At 45.7% G+C, this 17501-nt stretch carries 16 protein-coding genes and 1 tRNA gene; 2 read left to right on the forward strand and 15 right to left on the reverse strand.

The annotated features are described in order from the left end of the window. Nucleotides 1-250 precede the first annotated feature (250 nt). From rplS to ffh, 5 genes are all read right to left on the reverse strand, one after another. Nucleotides 251-604: a 50S ribosomal protein L19 gene (gene rplS / locus AB6E52_RS00995; RefSeq protein WP_004735514.1), complete on the reverse strand. Its 354-nt coding sequence runs from the start codon at nt 602-604 to the stop codon at nt 251-253. Nucleotides 605-663: 59 nt separating this feature from the next. Next, entirely contained in the window at nt 664-1404 is a 741-nt protein-coding gene (trmD, locus tag AB6E52_RS01000; protein WP_102319880.1) for a tRNA (guanosine(37)-N1)-methyltransferase TrmD, read from the reverse strand. Nucleotides 1405-1430: 26 nt separating this feature from the next. Continuing rightward, nucleotides 1431-1985, reverse strand: a complete 555-nt coding sequence (gene rimM / locus AB6E52_RS01005) for a ribosome maturation factor RimM (RefSeq protein WP_017063236.1) — start codon at nt 1983-1985, stop codon at nt 1431-1433. A gap of 24 nt (nt 1986-2009) precedes the next feature. Then, nucleotides 2010-2258 carry a 30S ribosomal protein S16 gene (rpsP, locus tag AB6E52_RS01010; protein ID WP_004410028.1) on the reverse strand — a complete coding sequence of 83 codons (249 nt, stop codon included), beginning with the start codon at nt 2256-2258 and terminating at the stop codon, nt 2010-2012. Nucleotides 2259-2470: 212 nt separating this feature from the next. Beyond that, nucleotides 2471-3865, reverse strand: coding sequence for a signal recognition particle protein (ffh, locus tag AB6E52_RS01015; protein WP_010435884.1), 1395 nt, complete (start codon nt 3863-3865; stop codon nt 2471-2473). A 200-nt stretch (nt 3866-4065) separates the two neighbouring features. Here ffh and AB6E52_RS01020 point away from each other — a divergent pair, with 200 nt between their 5' ends. Both AB6E52_RS01020 and AB6E52_RS01025 read left to right on the forward strand, forming a co-directional pair. Beyond that, the gene (locus AB6E52_RS01020) at nt 4066-4860 is read left to right on the forward strand and encodes an inner membrane protein YpjD (RefSeq protein ID WP_019825854.1); all 795 of its coding nucleotides are present in this window, start codon (nt 4066-4068) and stop codon (nt 4858-4860) included. A 127-nt stretch (nt 4861-4987) separates the two neighbouring features. Continuing rightward, nucleotides 4988-6259, forward strand: coding sequence for an HlyC/CorC family transporter (locus tag AB6E52_RS01025; RefSeq protein ID WP_017063233.1), 1272 nt, complete (start codon nt 4988-4990; stop codon nt 6257-6259). A gap of 115 nt (nt 6260-6374) precedes the next feature. Here the strand turns inward: AB6E52_RS01025 and luxS are convergent, their stop codons facing one another. The 10 genes from luxS to AB6E52_RS01075 form a co-directional block, all read right to left on the reverse strand. Then, nucleotides 6375-6893, reverse strand: coding sequence for an S-ribosylhomocysteine lyase (gene luxS / locus AB6E52_RS01030; protein WP_017056597.1), 519 nt, complete (start codon nt 6891-6893; stop codon nt 6375-6377). Nucleotides 6894-6917: 24 nt separating this feature from the next. Beyond that, nucleotides 6918-7568 carry a hypothetical protein gene (locus AB6E52_RS01035; RefSeq protein ID WP_017629422.1) on the reverse strand — a complete coding sequence of 217 codons (651 nt, stop codon included), beginning with the start codon at nt 7566-7568 and terminating at the stop codon, nt 6918-6920. A 10-nt stretch (nt 7569-7578) separates the two neighbouring features. Beyond that, nucleotides 7579-9147: a glutamate--cysteine ligase gene (gene gshA, locus AB6E52_RS01040; protein WP_017063229.1), complete on the reverse strand. Its 1569-nt coding sequence runs from the start codon at nt 9145-9147 to the stop codon at nt 7579-7581. A 99-nt stretch (nt 9148-9246) separates the two neighbouring features. Next, nucleotides 9247-12105, reverse strand: coding sequence for a pitrilysin family protein (locus tag AB6E52_RS01045; protein ID WP_102319879.1), 2859 nt, complete (start codon nt 12103-12105; stop codon nt 9247-9249). Nucleotides 12106-12114: 9 nt separating this feature from the next. Next, nucleotides 12115-12576, reverse strand: a complete 462-nt coding sequence (locus tag AB6E52_RS01050; RefSeq protein ID WP_017059555.1) for a YqaA family protein — start codon at nt 12574-12576, stop codon at nt 12115-12117. A gap of 6 nt (nt 12577-12582) precedes the next feature. Continuing rightward, nucleotides 12583-13536 (reverse strand): NADP-dependent oxidoreductase, encoded by a 954-nt coding sequence (locus tag AB6E52_RS01055; RefSeq protein ID WP_102319878.1) that lies wholly within the window; start codon nt 13534-13536, stop codon nt 12583-12585. A 172-nt stretch (nt 13537-13708) separates the two neighbouring features. Next, on the reverse strand, nt 13709-14839 hold the full coding sequence (locus AB6E52_RS01060; RefSeq protein WP_019825842.1) for a sodium ion-translocating decarboxylase subunit beta: 1131 nt from the start codon (nt 14837-14839) through the stop codon (nt 13709-13711). A gap of 9 nt (nt 14840-14848) precedes the next feature. Beyond that, the gene (gene oadA, locus AB6E52_RS01065) at nt 14849-16624 is read right to left on the reverse strand and encodes a sodium-extruding oxaloacetate decarboxylase subunit alpha (protein ID WP_017059560.1); all 1776 of its coding nucleotides are present in this window, start codon (nt 16622-16624) and stop codon (nt 14849-14851) included. A gap of 31 nt (nt 16625-16655) precedes the next feature. Beyond that, nucleotides 16656-16913 carry an oxaloacetate decarboxylase subunit gamma gene (locus tag AB6E52_RS01070; protein ID WP_004741884.1) on the reverse strand — a complete coding sequence of 86 codons (258 nt, stop codon included), beginning with the start codon at nt 16911-16913 and terminating at the stop codon, nt 16656-16658. Between the two features lie 375 nt (nt 16914-17288). Next, nucleotides 17289-17365: transfer RNA gene (locus tag AB6E52_RS01075), tRNA-Arg, on the reverse strand. Nucleotides 17366-17501 lie beyond the last annotated feature (136 nt).

The raw sequence follows: 17501 nt of genomic DNA on the forward strand, positions 1-17501 counted from the left end.
TAAATTTTGAAGGGTTGGCGTTTAACGTCAATCCTTTTTTATTGCCTATAACACGGCGCTAGTAGAGATTCCCTACTCCTTCCTTCGTCAGTCTAGGGAATGACGGTTAAATATGAGTTTCGTCTGGTTTGTCATCCTCAAGAGTGAGGTACGAGCGAATTGGGGATCTCTTACCTGCTAAGCTCCAAATAACAGACACAAAAAAGCGGAGCCAAATGGCTCCGCTTTTATCGATAGAATGCAAAAAGAATTACTTCTTAGTAAGCTTCTCTTTAATACGAGCTGACTTACCAGAACGCTCACGTAGGTAGTACAACTTGGCACGACGTACTGCACCACGGCGTTTAACTTCGATGCTATCAACCATTGGAGAGTGAGTTTGGAACGCACGCTCTACGCCTTCACCGTTCGAGATCTTACGAACTGTGAATGCAGAGTGTAGACCACGGTTACGAATAGCGATTACAACGCCTTCGAAAGCCTGTAGACGCTCACGGTCACCTTCTTTTACCTTAACCTGAACTACAACAGTGTCACCTGGTGCGAATTTAGGAAGGTCTGATTTTAGTTGCTCTTCTTCAAGAGCCTTGATGATGTTGCTCATTTGTATAAATTCCTAGAATAAACTGATACTAAATTTAATAGGTTACTGCTTGCTTTTCGTTAAGAGCGTTGCTCTTTAATGAATTCAGCCAGTAATTGTTCCTGTTCGTCAGTCAGAGCTAGGTTTTCCAGGAGTTCTGGTCTTCTTAGCCAAGTTCGGCCCAACGATTGTTTTAATCGCCAGCGACGAATGTCCTTATGGTTTCCAGACTTGAGTACCGATGGTACATCTTTATCGTCTAGCACCTCAGGGCGCGTATAATGGGGACAATCTAGCAAACCATTTGCAAAAGAATCTTCTTCTGCTGAAGCGAAATCTCCAAGTACACCCGGAACAAACCGAGATACTGAATCAATCAGCGTCATGGCTGGCAGTTCGCCACCCGTCATCACAAAATCTCCAATCGACCATTCTTCGTCAACTTCAGATTCAATGATGCGCTCATCTACCCCTTCATAGCGACCACAAATAAGAAGTAAATTCTCGTTTGTTGCCAGCTCTTCAACACCTTTCTGGTCGAGTTTACGACCTTGAGGTGAAAGATAGATGACTTTCGTCTTTCCCGGTGCTGCTTGCTTGGCAGTTTTGATAGCGTCGCGCAAAGGCTGAACCATCATTAACATGCCAGGACCACCACCGTAAGGTCTGTCATCAACAGTGCGATGTTTATCATGAGTGAAATCACGAGGATTCCATGTCTCAATAGATAAAAGACCTTTTTTAACCGCTTGACCTGTTACTCCAAAATCAGTAACAGAACGGAACATTTCAGGAAAAAGGCTAATAATGCCAACCCACATGTGTTCTCTCGCTCTGTAATTTGGAGTTAGAATCCAGGATCCCAGTCAACTTCGATCCGGCGAGCTTCGCGATCAACTTTCTTGATCACTTGCTCTTCAAGGTACGGTACTAACCGTTCCTTTTGGCCAAAAGCATCTTTAAGATTTGCTTTGATTACTAGAACATCGTTCGAGCCAGTTTCTAATAGGTCAGTGACCTCACCAAGGTCGTAACCTTTAGTGGTAAAAACTTGCATACCGAACAATTCGCGCCAGTAGAATTCATCTTCTGACAATTCAGGTAACGAAGCAGGGTCAATAGCAATTTCAAAGTTAGTCATCAGTTGCGCGTCTTCACGAACATCTAATCCCGCTAGCTTACATACATAACCTTGGCCATGACGTTTCCAGCTCTCAACTTTGTACTCAACCCACTTACCCTTTAGGTTTAAATACCAAGGGCTGTAATCAAATATGCTTTCAGCATTGTCTGTGTAGGAGAACACTTTGAGCCAGCCACGAATACCATAGGTAGACCCAAGTTTACCCATGACAATTCTATTATTTTGCTCGCTCATAGTTTCTTTACCCTTCATCGACATAAGCTATTTCTCTTTAAAAAAGAATTAAGCCGCTTTTTGAGCGTCTTTAACTAGCTTAGCTACACGATCAGATAGAGATGCGCCTTGACCAACCCAGTGGTTAACACGATCTAGGTCTAGACGTAGACCTTCTTCTTGACCTTGAGCTGTAGGGTTAAAGAAACCTACTTTCTCGATGAAACGGCCAGTTGCAGCGTTACGGCTATCCGCAACTACGATTTGATAAAATGGGCGCTTCTTTGCACCGTGACGTGCCAAACGAATGGTTACCATGTCGTCCTCTTTGCTTTCTTAATAAAATAATTAACCCCAAGTATAAGTAAATAGCTTGGGGTCTCGTGCCAAATTAAAGCCCCGGAATTTTACTCTTATTCCGGTGCAATGCAAGGGCTTTAGCTATTTTTTCACCAACATAGCTGCCGTACACTTTCTGTGACACGGCTAACACTATGAAAAGTAACGTAGCTAAAGCTTACATTTGTAGATTATCGACCAAACGGGTTAAAGCCACCACCCATTCCGCCCATACCTCCACCGCCGCCCATCATGCCTTGCATGTTGCGCATCATGCCTTTCATGCCACCTTTCTGCATCTTCTTCATCATCTTCTGCATTTGGGTGAACTGCTTAAGCATACGGTTTACATCTTGTACCTGTGTACCAGAACCAGCGGCAATACGCTTTTTGCGAGAGCCTTTGATTAGGTCAGGGCGTTGACGCTCTTTCATGGTCATAGAGTTGATGATCGCTTCCATTTGCTTGAACATCTTGTCATCAACTTTATCTTTAACGTTATCTGGTAGCTGAGACATGCCTGGAAGCTTATCCATCATGCCCATCATGCCGCCCATGTTTTGCATCTGACCTAGCTGTTCACGGAAGTCTTCAAGGTCAAAGCCTTTCTTCTCTTTGAACTTCTTAGCCAGTTTCTCTGCTTTCTCGGTATCAACGTTTTTCTGTAGGTCTTCAATAAGAGACAGTACGTCGCCCATACCTAAGATACGAGAAGCAACACGATCTGGGTGGAACGGTTCTAGTGCGTCAGTCTTTTCACCAACACCCAAGAATTTAATCGGCTTGCCTGTGATATGACGAACAGACAGAGCAGCACCACCACGCGCATCACCATCCACTTTCGTCAAGATAACACCGGTTAGTGGTAGCGCATCACCAAAGGCTTTTGCAGTGTTCGCAGCATCTTGACCTGTCATTGCATCAACAACGAACAGTGTCTCTACTGGTTTAATTGCAGTATGAAGCTCTTTGATCTCGCCCATCATCTCTTCATCGATAGCCAAACGACCCGCAGTATCGACAAGTAGCACGTCGTAGAATTTCTTCTTCGCGTGGTCGATTGCAGCGTTTGCAATATCAAGAGGTTTTTGATCAGCTGAAGATGGGAAGAAGTCTACGCCAACATCGCTTGCTAACGTTTCAAGCTGTTTGATTGCCGCTGGACGGTAAACGTCGGCAGACACAACCAAGACTTTCTTCTTGTCACGCTCAGTTAGAAGCTTAGATAGCTTACCTACCGATGTGGTTTTACCCGCACCTTGTAGACCCGCCATTAAGATAACGGCTGGCGGCTGCGCTGCTAGGTTAAGAGCCTCGTTAGACTCACCCATCACCGCTTCAAGTTCAGCTTGAACGATCTTAATGAATTCTTGACCAGGCGTTAGAGATTTAGAAACCTCAACACCCACAGCGCCTTCTTTTACGCGCTTAACAAAATCGCGGACAACGGGCAGTGCAACGTCGGCTTCAAGTAGCGCCATACGTACTTCACGCAGCGTCTCTTTAATATTGTCTTCGGTCAGACGACCTTTACCGCTGATGTTCTTCAGCGTTTTGGATAGACGATCCGTTAAATTATCAAACATAGTTTTCTCTTCGCTCAAAACTGCGACTATTACTGTGAGTATACATTAGCGCGGATTAGAGTCATACCCGTTGTAGAGCGTTAATCATCCGTGCTTGTGATGTGAGACATTATTCACTTGGAATTGAATGAGGTTCGCCATAGCCCCAAAGAGCGATGCGAGGTATAATTCGCCAATTAGTAATCATTAAAATGGATACCATGGACAGTCTTATTGCGATCGCAGCAGCCTTTCTTTATACAATGGCAATTTCCACGATCATTCCAGGTCTCGTGCACCAAACAGGAATCCGTGTAAAAACGGTGTTTATCAGCGCATTACTTGCTCTAGCTTTCCATGCTTGGTTGCTTGGCGATTTGATTTTTAATGCCAGTGGCCAAAACCTCAGTATCTTGAACGTTGCTTCATTAATCAGTTTAATCATATCTGTGGTAATGAGCGGTGCCATGCTCAAAACCCGTCTGTGGTTTATCTTACCCGTCGTCTATAGCTTTGCTGCGCTGAACTTGATGGCTGCCACTTTTCTTCCAAGCACCTTCATCAAACATCTAGAGAATGACCCAAAACTGCTCGTGCACATATCTTTGGCTCTATTCTCATACGCAACGTTAACTATCGGCGCGCTATACGCCCTGCAACTTGCTTGGCTAGATCACAAACTTAAAAAGAAAAAAGCCTTAGTGATAAACCCTAACCTACCTCCTTTAATGATGGTGGAAAGACAGCTTTTCAAGATCATTTTGATTGGTAATGGCTTATTAACAGGTACCTTGTTAACGGGTCTCATCTTCGTGCAAGATATGTTTGCTCAAGGAAAGGCACACAAGGCTGTGTTGTCTTTTATTGCTTGGGTTATCTACTCCATACTTCTATGGGGTCACTATCAGAAAGGTTGGCGTGGACAAAAAGTCACTTGGTTCGCACTTGCCGGTGCCAGCATGCTCACATTAGCCTACTTCGGTAGCCGCTTCGTTCAGGAAATCATCCTGAATTAGTCTGTAATATGAAGGCAAGGTCTCACACACCTTGCCTTTAAAATATTGAGTCCGTTAGATTCAATTGACATCTCGACCATGTTCGGTCATAAATTAATCAAGATACACAAATAGGAAAAGAATAGTTTTGGACGACATATCAACGGGTATCTTATTTGCGCTACTCGCGTGTCTCATTGTAATTTCTGGTTATTTCTCTGGTTCCGAAACGGGCATGATGTCCTTGAACCGCTACCGTTTAAAGCACTTGGCCAATACGGGTCATAAAGGTGCCAAACGTGTAGAAAAACTTCTGAACCGCCCAGACAGATTGATCGGCCTCATTCTCATCGGCAACAATCTCGTCAACATTCTTGCGTCTGCGATCGCGACTATTCTTGGTATGCGCATCTACGGGGATATCGGTGTGGCTATCGCTACTGGTACCCTGACTCTCGTGATCCTAGTATTCGCCGAGGTAACCCCAAAGACCATCGCTTCTCTATTTCCTGAACGTGTCTCTTACGCGAGTAGTATCCTTTTGATGATACTGATGAAGGTGCTATCACCATTGGTGATCTTAGTGAACTTCATTACCAACGGCTTCATTCGTATCTTAGGCGTTAAAGCCAGCCATGATGCAACCGACCACTTGAGCTCCGAAGAGCTTAGAACCGTGGTAAATGAAGCCGGTAGCTTAATCCCTCAACGTCACCAAGATATGTTGGTGTCTATTCTGGATTTAGAGCACGTCACCGTGAACGACATCATGGTGCCGCGTAATGAGATTACTGGTATCGACATCAATGACGACTGGAAATCGATCGTTCGTCAACTTACCCACTCGCCTCATGGTCGCGTAGTGCTGTACCGTGACCAAATAGATGAAGTGGTCGGCATGCTTAGGCTGCGTGAAGCTTACCGTCTGATGCTTGAAAAGAACGAATTCAATAAAGAAACCCTGTTGCGTGCCGCGGATGAGATCTACTTTATTCCTGAAGCGACACCACTCAATATTCAACTGCTTAAGTTTCAACGCAATAAGCAGCGCATCGGTTTGATTGTTGATGAGTATGGCGACATCAATGGTTTGGTTACATTAGAAGATATTCTAGAAGAGATCGTAGGTGAGTTTACCACCTCAATCACCCCAAGCTTATCTGAAGAGATTACTCCGCAAAGCGATGGCAGCTTCTTGATTGAAGGCAGTGCCAATATCCGAGATATCAACAAAGGCTTACAGTGGGCACTGCCTACCGATGGCCCAAGAACGCTGAATGGTTTGATACTGGAACATCTTGAAGATATTCCTGAGAGTCACCTGAGTGTTCAGGTTGCCAGCCACCCAATGGAAATTGTTGAGCTTGAAGAGAACCGCATCAAACTGGTTCGCGTGTTCCCACAGATCGTGAACGGCTAACTGAGTTATCACTGAATCTCTGTCTCGCCCTAAAATACGTTGACGAAAAAGGCCCGGTTCATTGAACCGGGCCTTTTAGTATCTAACTCGCGCTATCTAGGGTAGCTATCAATGACTAGTCGATCTTAAGCTCTTGCAGCATAGACTCTGGCAGTGCCAGTTCATCATTCTTGTTTACAGAGATGCCTGCAGCGATGATCGCATTCGCGATCTCTTTCGCTTCATCCAAAGAGTGCATTGCCGCGGTACCACATTGGTATTCGTTCAGCTCAGGGATCTTATTCTGGTTCTCAACTTTCAGTACGTCTTGCATCGCTGCCAACCAACCGTCAGCCACTTGTTGTTCTGTAGGCGTACCAATCAGGCTCATGTAGAAACCAGTGCGACAGCCCATCGGTGAGATATCGATGATCTCTACATCTGAACCGTTCAATTGATTACGCATGAAACCAGCATATAGGTGCTCTAGAGTATGGATACCTTTCTCAGATAGGATGTCTTTGTTTGGCGCAGTAAAACGCAGGTCAAACACAGTGATGGTATCCCCTTTTGGGGTTTGCATTGTTTTAGCAACACGAACGGCAGGTGCGTTCATGCGTGTGTGATCAACAGTGAAACTATCTAATAAAGGCATTGCTCTTCTCCATGACGGCTGGCTTTAGAAAAACCAGCTTCGATTGTCTTCTAGTTCTTTGCGGCACTGTTTCAGCTGCCATCCATAATCTTTTGCTTGCTGTTCGACTTTGCGCGCCACCTTAATTAGCGATGGCTTGCTGTTGTATGACTTACGCTTATAACCACCACGGCCTTCATGATAAGCCAGGTATTGGTTATATGGGTCCCATAGTGAGATGCCCAATTGACGACGCGTCTCGCTGGTATACCAACCGATGAACATCAATGCATCATCAAAGTTGGTTCTTGAACCACCGTTATTGGTCGCCTTTTGGAAGTCTTCCCAAGCAGGATCTTGAGCTTGTGCATAACCGTAGGCACTGCTTACACGCCCCCACGGTATAAAGCCAAGAATGTAATCTTTAGGTGGGCGCGCATCATGACGATAGCTACTCTCTTGTTTCACAAAAGCCATCGCAACGTTAATCGGCGTTCCCCATTCTTCTTGCATATCCAAGGCATCTTCATACCATGAAGGGTGCTCTCGAAAGATGCTACACAAATTATCTTGCTGCTTTGGCGGTGGCGTTGCACATCCAACCAACAGGCTAGAGACAACACCAACAGTCACTACAGGTAACCATTTACTACTCACTCGAGTAGGCTGACCTAATAAGGCTTGCTTCCTTTCCACCAAAGTCTCGCTATGCTTTTAAATACGAAAAATAATCCGCTAAGAAGCTATCAAAATCTTGAGTGCTTGCTTCTTCACTTTGTTGCTGAGCAATCACAGAACGTTGAACTTCTGCTTCCATCAACTCAGCTGAATATACTTTGTATTGGTGAGCTTTGTGTTGCTGAGCGTACGTTTTACCTAACGCGCAACCCACTTTACCTAAGCCGCCCAATTTTTTGGTCTCTTCTAGCAACTGGCCAGAAATAGTTAGCTCAGGGTTATCAATCCAAGCCTCAAGCGTATCGCATGTTTCTTGGTATGCACGACCACCTTGTTCAGCGTCCATCATCTCGGCAATAGAGCGCAGATCTTTGAAGACACGCTTCGCCCAATCTTGCAGAGACAATCGCTCACCATGACAACCGATTTGCAGCTCTAGACCAACCTGACGACCTTGTAGGATCACCTTGTTCCAGTTATCGCGCCAGCATTCAAGCTCGCAGTTATCCATCTCAGCAGAGTCCGTTAGCACACTCCACGTTAGGAATAAGTCTAGGAAGCGAACCTGCTGCTCATTGATACCAATTGAGCTGAATGGGTTTACATCTAAAGAACGAACCTCAATGTACTCAACACCACCGCGTGCCAATGCTTCAGATGGTTTCTCACCACTCTTCGCCACACGCTTAGGGCGGATTGGAGCGTAAAGCTCATTTTCAATTTGCAGTACGTTGCTATTCAACTGACGGTATTCACCATCAACCTTAGTGCCAATCTCGGCAAATTCTTCTGATGGTGTGCGAATCGCTTGATTCAAACCTTCAAGGTATTGGTCTAGGCTGTTGAAACCAATCTTCAACACACTTTGCGCACTGTTCGTGTAGCCAAGGTCGCTCAGGCGCAGTGCCGTTGCTTTTGGCAGATACAGTGTCTCGCCAATCTTTTCAAAAGGCAGGTTTGTCTCTCTTCCTTTGATGAAAGAAGAACATAGCGCAGGTGAAGCACCGAAGAAGTATGGGATTAACCAACCAAAGCGGTAGTAGTTACGAATCAAACCAAAGTAAGCATCTGACTTAGATTCACAACGCGCTTCTTCAGTTTGCTCTCCAAACAGGCTATCCCAAAAGCTTTCTGGGAAAGAGAAGTTGAAGTGAACACCAGAGATAATCTGCATCAGGCTACCGTAACGACGTTTTAGGCCTTCACGATATAGGGTCTTCATCTTACCGTTATTCGAGGTGCCGTATTGCGCTAGCTGAATGTAATCTTCACTGCCAACGTAACAAGGCATAGAAAGCGGCCATAGTTTTTCGCCGTCTAACTTGGTTTGCGTGAAGTGGTGGATATCAGACAACTGATTCAAAAGCGTCGGAACGTCGTTAGAAACAGGCGTGATAAATTCCAGTAGCGACTCAGAGAAATCGGTCGTTACCCATTCGTTCATCAACGCAGATCCCAAAGCCTCAGGGTGCGGCCCAGTAGCAAGGTGCCCATCTTCCGTGTAGCGTAATGTTTCCCTTTCAACACCACGACCAAATTGAGAGAAGGTCTTAGGGTTGGTTGCAACTTGCTTTAGTCGCGCAGCAAAATCAGTCAAAATTCAGTTCACTTATCTTATATTGTTCTGATTAGAACTATCATAAATTAGGTTGGAGGAGAAAAGTAGAGTCTCTTCCCTCCCCCTTTAATGTGTACTCTAACGAATGATTTCAAGCTCTTCTATTGGAATATCTAACTTTTCTAATTGCGGGCGAAGCGAAGTCGCGTCACCAACAACGATTATTTGATAATCATTCGGGTCAAACCATTTCTTAGATAGCTCGTTTAAGGTCTCTTTTGAAACCGTTTCAACTATCTGATTACGCTGTTGTAGGTAATCTTCATCAAGGCTCAATGCAACAATATTACTCAACAACCCCGCCTTTTGACTTGGCGTTTCGTATTTAAGTGCATCTTGTTGACCGACGGCAAGGCGCATAAATTTCACCTCTTCGTCAGTTAATCCACTTTGGCTAAACTCATTCAGCTCATTAATAAACTCTTGAATCGATGGAACCGTCGCATTCGCCCTTACCTGCGCGCTAAATACCACTGCGCCAGTTTCACGAGTACTTGCGAAGTAACCGCTTGCACCGTAAGTGTAGGCTTTGTCTTCACGTAGGTTCTGGTTGATACGGCTATTGAAGTTGCCCGCTAAGTTAAAGTTAGCTAACTGGCTCAAATACAATTCGCCCGTCGCATCAAACGGCAGGCCCTTACGAACCAAGCGAACAATGCTTTGCGGCGCACCCGGTTTATCAACTAAGTACAGGTGCTGACCAGAAAGCTCTTTAACGATCTGTGGACGCGTTAATGGTGCCGCATCGCCTTGCCACTCTTCAAAGAATTGTAGCTGTTTCCCTACCTCTTTCTTCGAGATGTCTCCCACCACAACAATATTGGCACCTTCTGGTGTGTAATGTTGCGCATAGAATTTTTTCACATCGTCTAAGGTCAATTTCGATAGAGATTCCTTAGTACCATCACTTGCACGAGCAAAAACAGTGTCACCAAACAGCACTTCACGGGTTGCTTGAGAAGCCATCCAGCTTGGCTGCTGATGCTGATACACAACGCCTTCTAGCATCTGTTTCTTAACGCGCTCAAAATCTTGCTCATCGAACTTAGGATCGAATAGAACCTCTTGCACAATCGCTAAGGTTTGAGGCAAGTTTTTCTCTAGCGTCGAGACTGAAATATCTGTGGTGTAGCTGCCCGCACTAATGCTCACGCTGCTACCAAGTTTATCTAAAGTCGCTTGTAACTCTTCAACGGTTCGTTTAGTTGAGCCTTCTTCCATCATCGAAGCCGTTAGGTTCGCTAGGCCTTCTTGCCCTTTGCGAACATAGCGTTCGCCTGCAGGCAATTGAATTTGCAGCTGTACTGTCGGCGTTTCACTGGTCACGGTACCAATTAAGTCAGTGCCATTTGCAAAGTGCATGCGGTACAACTCAGGCATGGTCGCCTCAACACCAAAGTTCACTTCTGGCATCACACTGCGATCAAAGGTATCCGGTGCCTTTCTGAAATCCAGTTGATCTTCCGTCACCTTGCTGTATTCCGGCAACGTACGTGGTGGCGTGGTAAAGGTCGCTTCACGAACCGCCAAATCGAGCTTTTTCTTAGGAACCACACTCAAGGTAACCTTGTGCTTACCTTCGATGAAATCTTGGTATGCCTTGCTCACGCTCTCAGGCGTCACCGCTCGGATTTGATCGAGTTGTGATTCAATGCGATCAGGCTGACCATAGAAGGTTTGGTTCGACGCGAGTTGCGACACCTTACCTTTAACGCTTTGCAATGCAAAAACAGCATTCGCTTCGGCCATGCCAGTGATCTGGTCTAAACGCTCTTGCTCAACGCCCTCTTTCGAGAATTGCTCCAGGGTATCCATCAGCTCTTTATTGAGAACCGTCAAATCGCCTTTTTCACCTGAGTTGCCCATTGCATACACGTACATGGTACACGCCAACTCAGCACAATCATGGAAAGAGCCAGCGCTGACGGCCTTCTGCGTTTTTACGAGGTTTTGATATAGGTAACTGTTGGTACCTGAACCTAACACGTTAGACAATGCATTCAGTGAAGCTTGCGTCTCTTCACCGCGATACGTTGTTGGCCAACCCACCAGCACCATCGGCTGACGAATATTGTCTTCTAAGGTGATGTATTTATCTTCTGTTAGAACAGCAGGTTGCTTCTCTGCCGCCTTCACTTCAGGGCCTTGAGGAATTGAACCAAAGTACTTGTTAACCCATTCTAGCGTGTCATCAACGTCGATATCACCACCAATCGTTAACACGGCATTGTTTGGGCCGTACCAACGCAGGAAGAACGCTTTAAGATCATTCACGTCAACACGGTCAAGATCTTCAACATAGCCGATTGGTTGCCAAGAGTAAGGGTGACCTTCAGGGTAAAGCGCTTCGCTCATGCGTTCCCACATCAAGCCGTAAGGACGATTTTCGTAGCTCTGCGCTCGCTCGTTCTTGACCGTGCCTCTTTGAACCTCAAATTTCTTCTGAGAAACAGCATCCAACAAGAAGCCCATTCGGTCTGATTCTAACCACAACATTTTCTCAAGTTGGTTAGAAGGAACAGTTTCAAAATAGTTGGTGCGGTCACGGTTGGTCGTGCCGTTTAACGAGCCACCCGCTTCGGTAATGATCTTAAAGTGCTGTTGGTCACCAACGTTCTCTGAACCCTGGAACATCATGTGCTCAAAGAAGTGAGCAAATCCCGACTTGCCTATCTCTTCACGTGCTGAACCGACGTGATAAGTTACATCAACATGCACCAACGGATCGGAATCATCAGGGGAAAGAATAACTGTCAGACCGTTTTCAAGCTGATACTTGGTGTAAGGAATCACTACTTTATCTTTAGAGGGCTTAACCTCTTCTAACAGAGTGACACCTTCAGGTAACGAGGAAAAGAAGGGCGTTGAGCTAGGTACATTGTAAGAACAGCCAGCAATGGCGATAAGAGAAAATGTACCAAGTAAAACCTTTTTCATAGGTTCTCCTTAGAAAAAACCGAAGTAGATAGCAGCAAGTAAGCTATAGCGAGCGGCTTTGCCAATCGCTATCAAAATAACGCTAGGGATGAATTTCATTCTTAGCCAACCCGCAGCGAGACACAAAGGGTCACCAATGATCGGTAACCAACTAAATAACAGTGTCCAGTAGCCATAGCGACTCAGCCAAGCCATAGCCTTATGACCATGCTTTTCAGATTGAGTTCGATTAGGCAACCACAAACCAATCCAATAGTTAGTCAGGCCGCCTAAGGTATTGCCTAATGTCGCCACTAGAATGATCGATGAGGTTGAAAACTGATCTAAGCTCAATGCAGCCACAAGGCTAGCTTCTGAACCACCGGGGAGTAACGTGGCACTCAAGAAGCCACTAATGAAGAGTACCCACAGCGCCGAGTCCGAGAACCACAGCGCGATATTTTCAAAAAGGGAGTTAAAAAATTCTAACACTGCCTATCAACTTTCTTGCATTTTAAGTAGCACCTTGCCTCTGGTGTGTCCGGTTTCAACCTGCAGGTGCGCCGACTGCGCCTCGTCTAATTGGTAGATACCTTGAATTTCTGTTTTGAGTAATCCGACACTGACCATGTAAAGCATAGTGTCCATTTGCTCAGGGCTTGGTTCAACCAGCATGCCTGATGCAGTAAAACCTAATAGTGTGGCTTTTTCGCAGATAAGTTCTGCAGATAGAGTCGGCACAGTCACGACTCGCGCGTCATCTTTTAGGCACTTCAATGCATCAAGCGCGGTATCGCCGCCGACCAAGTCAATCAACACATCGACATCAGATACTCTTTCTGATGCTGGTGCAAACTTATAGTTAATCGCGTGAGCACCTAGCGTCGCAAGGTAATCAAGGTTGGCTTCGCTGCAGGTTGTGTAAACCTCTGCTTTTGCTGCCACTGCAATTTGAACCGCAAGGTGACCAACGCCGCCCGCGCCCGCCAAGATAAGCACGCGGTCGCCTTCTTTCACTTCGGCTTTGTTGAGCGCTTGTGCCGCTGTTTGACTCGCGAGTGGTAATGCAGCTGCCGCTTCTAGAGTGACAGAATCAGGAACCATACTTAATGCAGCTTCTGGAACACACACATATTGGCTGTAACCGCCACCTTGCAGTGGAAAACCAATAAAGCCAGCTACGTTATCACCAACAGTAAAGCGTTCAGCCTGTTCGCCTAGCGAGACAATTTGCCCTGAAATATCGTAGCCAGGTACCCAAGGTAGGTTATCTTTGTTTTGTGCTGCCGCCCAACCAAGGCCCGCTCGGGTTTTGACATCAATCGGATTAATGCCTGAAAAGGAAACTTTAACCACCACTTCTCCAGCCTTAGGCTCAGGGATCGCACTGGTTTGAATACTTAGGTTTTCGACGCCGCCGAATTGAGTAATCGCAATCTGTTTATTTTCCATTTCCACATTTCCTTGATTGATAAAAGCCCTAGTGAGCAAGCACCCTAATTAATAAAAAGAAAGGGATGCGAAAGCATCCCTTTGACTATAAACCATTTAATAAGGCTAAGTTAACCGCTCATTCGTAAATTGACGACCAATTAACGTAACGATACATGACCCAGCAAATCCACTAGCCCACGAGAGCTAATAGAATACCCGCCGCAACCGCACTACCAAGTACACCGGCTACGTTCGGGCCCATTGCATGCATCAACAAGAAGTTCTGAGGGTTTGCCTCAAGACCAACCTTGTTCACAACACGTGCCGCCATTGGAACCGCTGATACGCCAGCTGCGCCAATCAGTGGGTTGATGTCCTCTTTCGAGAATCGGTTCAACACCTTAGCCATCAATACACCACCCGCCGTACCGATACTGAACGCGACCGCACCTAAACCTAGAATACCCAATGTTTCTAAGTTCAAGAACGTATCCGCTTGAAGCTTAGAACCAACCCCTAGACCTAGGAAAATAGTTACAACGTTAATCAGTTCGTTTTGAGCTGTTTTTGAAAGGCGATCAACCACACCCGCTTCACGCATTAAGTTACCCAAACAGAACATACCAACTAGAGGTGTTGCTGAAGGTAGGAACAAAATCGTCATCAGTAGTACAGCAAGCGGGAAAAGAATCTTCTCGGCTTTGCTAACGTGACGAAGTTGAGCCATCTTAATTTTGCGCTCTTCAGGAGACGTTAACGCTTTCATGATTGGTGGCTGAATGATCGGAACCAAAGCCATGTAGCTATAAGCCGCTACTGCAATGGCACCTAAAAGATCCGGAGATAACTTACTCGCCAAGAAGATCGCAGTTGGGCCATCGGCACCACCAATGATCGCAATTGACGAAGCATCGGCCATCGAGAACTCCATTCCTGGAACGTAGTTCAGCAAGATCGCGCCAAATAGCGTCGCGAAGATACCAAACTGAGCCGCAGCCCCTAGCCACAACGTTTTAGGGTTCGCAATCAACGCACCGAAGTCCGTCATCGCACCAACACCCATAAAGATCAGCAGTGGGAAAATACCTGTCTCAATACCAATGTAGTAGACGTAGTAGAGCAAACCACCTGGATCAGTAAACCCAGCATTTGGAATGTTTGCTAATACAGCACCAAAACCAATAGGCAGTAGAAGTAACGGTTCAAATCCTTTACGAATTGCCAAAAACAACAGTAAGCAACCAACCAGCATCATACAGATCTGGCCGAACTCAAAGTTCGCAATCCCTGTTTCAGACCATAAGGTCATCAATCCTTCCATGGTACTCCCTTACGCTAAGCTTAGTAGTGGAGCGCCTACAGTAACTGCATCGCCTTCTTTAACATTCAATTCTTGAACGATACCACCACGAGCAGCACGAACTTCCGTTTCCATCTTCATCGCTTCTAGGATTAGTAGAACGTCGCCTTCAGAAACCTCAGTACCCGCCTGAACGTTTACTTTAAAGATGTTACCCGCCAATGGAGCTGGAACCGCTTCAGCGTCAGACGCTGCTACTGGTGCAGCCTGAGCAGGTTTTGCAGATGGCGCCACCGATGTCAGTTCACCTTGTGGGCCAACTTCAACATCGTAAACTTGACCATCAACCTTCACGCTGTAGCTTTCAATACCACCAGAAGCTTGTACAGGAGCTGCAGCAACTGGAGCCGCAACTTCTAGCGTTGGTGCAGGTTCAAATGCTTCAGGATTACGACGGTTCTTAAGGAACTTAAGACCCACTTGTGGGAAGAGCGCGTAAGTCAGTACATCATCAACCGTATCTTCAGCTAGAGAGATACCCTCTGATTTCGCTTTCTCTAACAGATCCGTCGTTAACGTATCCATTTCAGACTTAAGTAAATCAGCAGGACGACAAGTAATCGGCTCTGCACCGTCTAGAACTTTCGCTTGCAGTTCAGCATCCACTTCAGCAGGAGCTTGACCGTATTCACCTTTCAGTAGACCAGCAGTCTCTTTCGTGATGCTCTTATAGCGTTCGCCCGTTAAGACGTTAATAACCGCTTGAGTACCGACAATCTGAGAAGTTGGTGTTACTAAAGGAATGTAACCAAGCTCTTTACGTACGCGTGGGATCTCTTCTAGAACTTCATCCATGCGATCGGCGGCGCCTTGCTCTTTAAGCTGGCCTTCCATGTTAGTTAACATTCCGCCAGGAACTTGAGCGATTAAGATGCGAGAATCGACACCTTTTAGCTGACCTTCCCATTTCGCGTACTTTTTACGTACATCACGGAAGTAAGCCGCGATGGGTTCGATTTGGTCTAGTTTAAGATTCGTGTCGCGCTCTGTACCTTCTAACATCGCAACAACCGTTTCGGTTGGCGTATGACCGTAAGTACAGCTCATTGAAGAAATAGCGGTATCTAGAATGTCGATACCCGCTTCAACGGCTTTAACCGCTGTTGCAGTCGATAGACCAGTTGTCGCGTGGCTATGCAGTGCCAGAGGAACGTCACACGATGCTTTGATACGTGTAATCAGCTCTTCTGCTTCATACGGCTTTAATAAACCTGACATATCTTTGATACATAGTGAGTGACAACCTAGGTCCTCTAGGCGCTTAGCCAAATCAACCCAAGTATCTGAATTGTGGACCGGACTGGTTGTGTAAGACAACGTACCTTGAGCGTGGCCACCAACGTCGATCGTTGCTTTCACTGCTTTTTCAAAGTTACGCACGTCATTCATCGCATCAAAGATACGGAATACGTCCATGCCGTTTTTATGGGCACGTTCAACAAATTTTTCTACTACATCATCCGCGTAGTGACGGTAGCCCAATAGGTTTTGACCACGCAGTAGCATCTGCATTGGTGTGTTTGGCATCGCTTTTTTCAGCTCACGCAAACGCTCCCATGGATCCTCGCCAAGAAAACGGATACACGAATCAAACGTCGCGCCGCCCCAAGTCTCAAGTGACCAGTAACCGACTTTATCCAGTTCTGCCGCAATTGGCAGCATATCTTCGATACGCATACGAGTAGCAAATAGTGACTGGTGCGCGTCACGAAGTACCACATCTGTGATAGCTAGTGGTTTAGACATGCTCATAAACTCCTTTTTAATCCTTTAAATACTACTTAGCAGTAGACGCACGGTATTGATGAACCGCGGCCGAAATTGCAGCCACTACCTGTGGACTAACAGCTGAAGGGTTTGATTGTGATTTTTGAATTTTTTTAGGTGCTGCGATCGGCTCTGGTACTTCTTCTGGTACCAGTTTTGACATCAACCGAACGAGGTAAACTAGAATAGTTAGGAAAATAAAGACAACGGACATCCCCGTTATCATTAGAGTCGCCGCATCTCCTAGCAGGCTTCCAATATTAGTCATGTTGCTTCCTTTCTTCGTCATCCTGACATACGTACAGGATTTCAGCGAATAGTGATCCCGACCCATGGATTATCTCGATTGGTAAAAGTTTGTCAATTTTGTTTAAGGTTCTGTTACGGATAACGCACACATAAGGTTAATTATTCGCCTATCAGATCACATAAATCTGTCAAATACGTCATTTTTAGATATTTAAACTGTGACTTAAACGGGGCTTTTCTGGGAATTGATATGAGAAAGGTGGAATAACAAAGAAGCAATCAAGAACTACTTTAAATACAACAAGTTAAACAACGAACAAATTTAACATTGTCGCAACAAATTTGCAGCAGACATAAAAAAAGCCTCGTATAAACGAGGCTTTTTCTAATAATGTGGCGCGCTCTGGAGGATTCGAACCTCCGACCGCCTGGTTCGTAGCCAGGTACTCTATCCAGCTGAGCTAAGAGCGCACGGTTTTAATATCAATTCATTGTTACTAACAACAGATCAATATAAGGATTTCATTCTTATAAGAAAAAAGCCCTAAATAGTGGCGCGTCCTGGAGGATTCGAACCTCCGACCGCCTGGTTCGTAGCCAGGTACTC

It is taken from the genome of Vibrio sp. 10N.247.311.13 (assembly GCF_041467595.1).
Classification (GTDB): domain Bacteria; phylum Pseudomonadota; class Gammaproteobacteria; order Enterobacterales; family Vibrionaceae; genus Vibrio; species Vibrio crassostreae_C.

What these genes read in the sequence shown, in the direction of transcription:
- rplS (WP_004735514.1), bottom strand. Translation starts at nt 604, where the DNA reads ATGAGCAACATCATCAAGGCTCTTGAAGAAGAGCAACTAAAATCAGAC.
- trmD (WP_102319880.1), bottom strand. Translation starts at nt 1,404, where the DNA reads ATGTGGGTTGGCATTATTAGCCTTTTTCCTGAAATGTTCCGTTCTGTT.
- rimM (WP_017063236.1), bottom strand. Translation starts at nt 1,985, where the DNA reads ATGTCGATGAAGGGTAAAGAAACTATGAGCGAGCAAAATAATAGAATT.
- rpsP (WP_004410028.1), bottom strand. Translation starts at nt 2,258, where the DNA reads ATGGTAACCATTCGTTTGGCACGTCACGGTGCAAAGAAGCGCCCATTT.
- ffh (WP_010435884.1), bottom strand. Translation starts at nt 3,865, where the DNA reads ATGTTTGATAATTTAACGGATCGTCTATCCAAAACGCTGAAGAACATC.
- AB6E52_RS01020 (WP_019825854.1), top strand. Translation starts at nt 4,066, where the DNA reads ATGGACAGTCTTATTGCGATCGCAGCAGCCTTTCTTTATACAATGGCA.
- luxS (WP_017056597.1), bottom strand. Translation starts at nt 6,893, where the DNA reads ATGCCTTTATTAGATAGTTTCACTGTTGATCACACACGCATGAACGCA.
- AB6E52_RS01045 (WP_102319879.1), bottom strand. Translation starts at nt 12,105, where the DNA reads ATGAAAAAGGTTTTACTTGGTACATTTTCTCTTATCGCCATTGCTGGC.
- AB6E52_RS01055 (WP_102319878.1), bottom strand. Translation starts at nt 13,536, where the DNA reads ATGGAAAATAAACAGATTGCGATTACTCAATTCGGCGGCGTCGAAAAC.
- AB6E52_RS01060 (WP_019825842.1), bottom strand. Translation starts at nt 14,839, where the DNA reads ATGGAAGGATTGATGACCTTATGGTCTGAAACAGGGATTGCGAACTTT.
- oadA (WP_017059560.1), bottom strand. Translation starts at nt 16,624, where the DNA reads ATGTCTAAACCACTAGCTATCACAGATGTGGTACTTCGTGACGCGCAC.
- AB6E52_RS01070 (WP_004741884.1), bottom strand. Translation starts at nt 16,913, where the DNA reads ATGACTAATATTGGAAGCCTGCTAGGAGATGCGGCGACTCTAATGATA.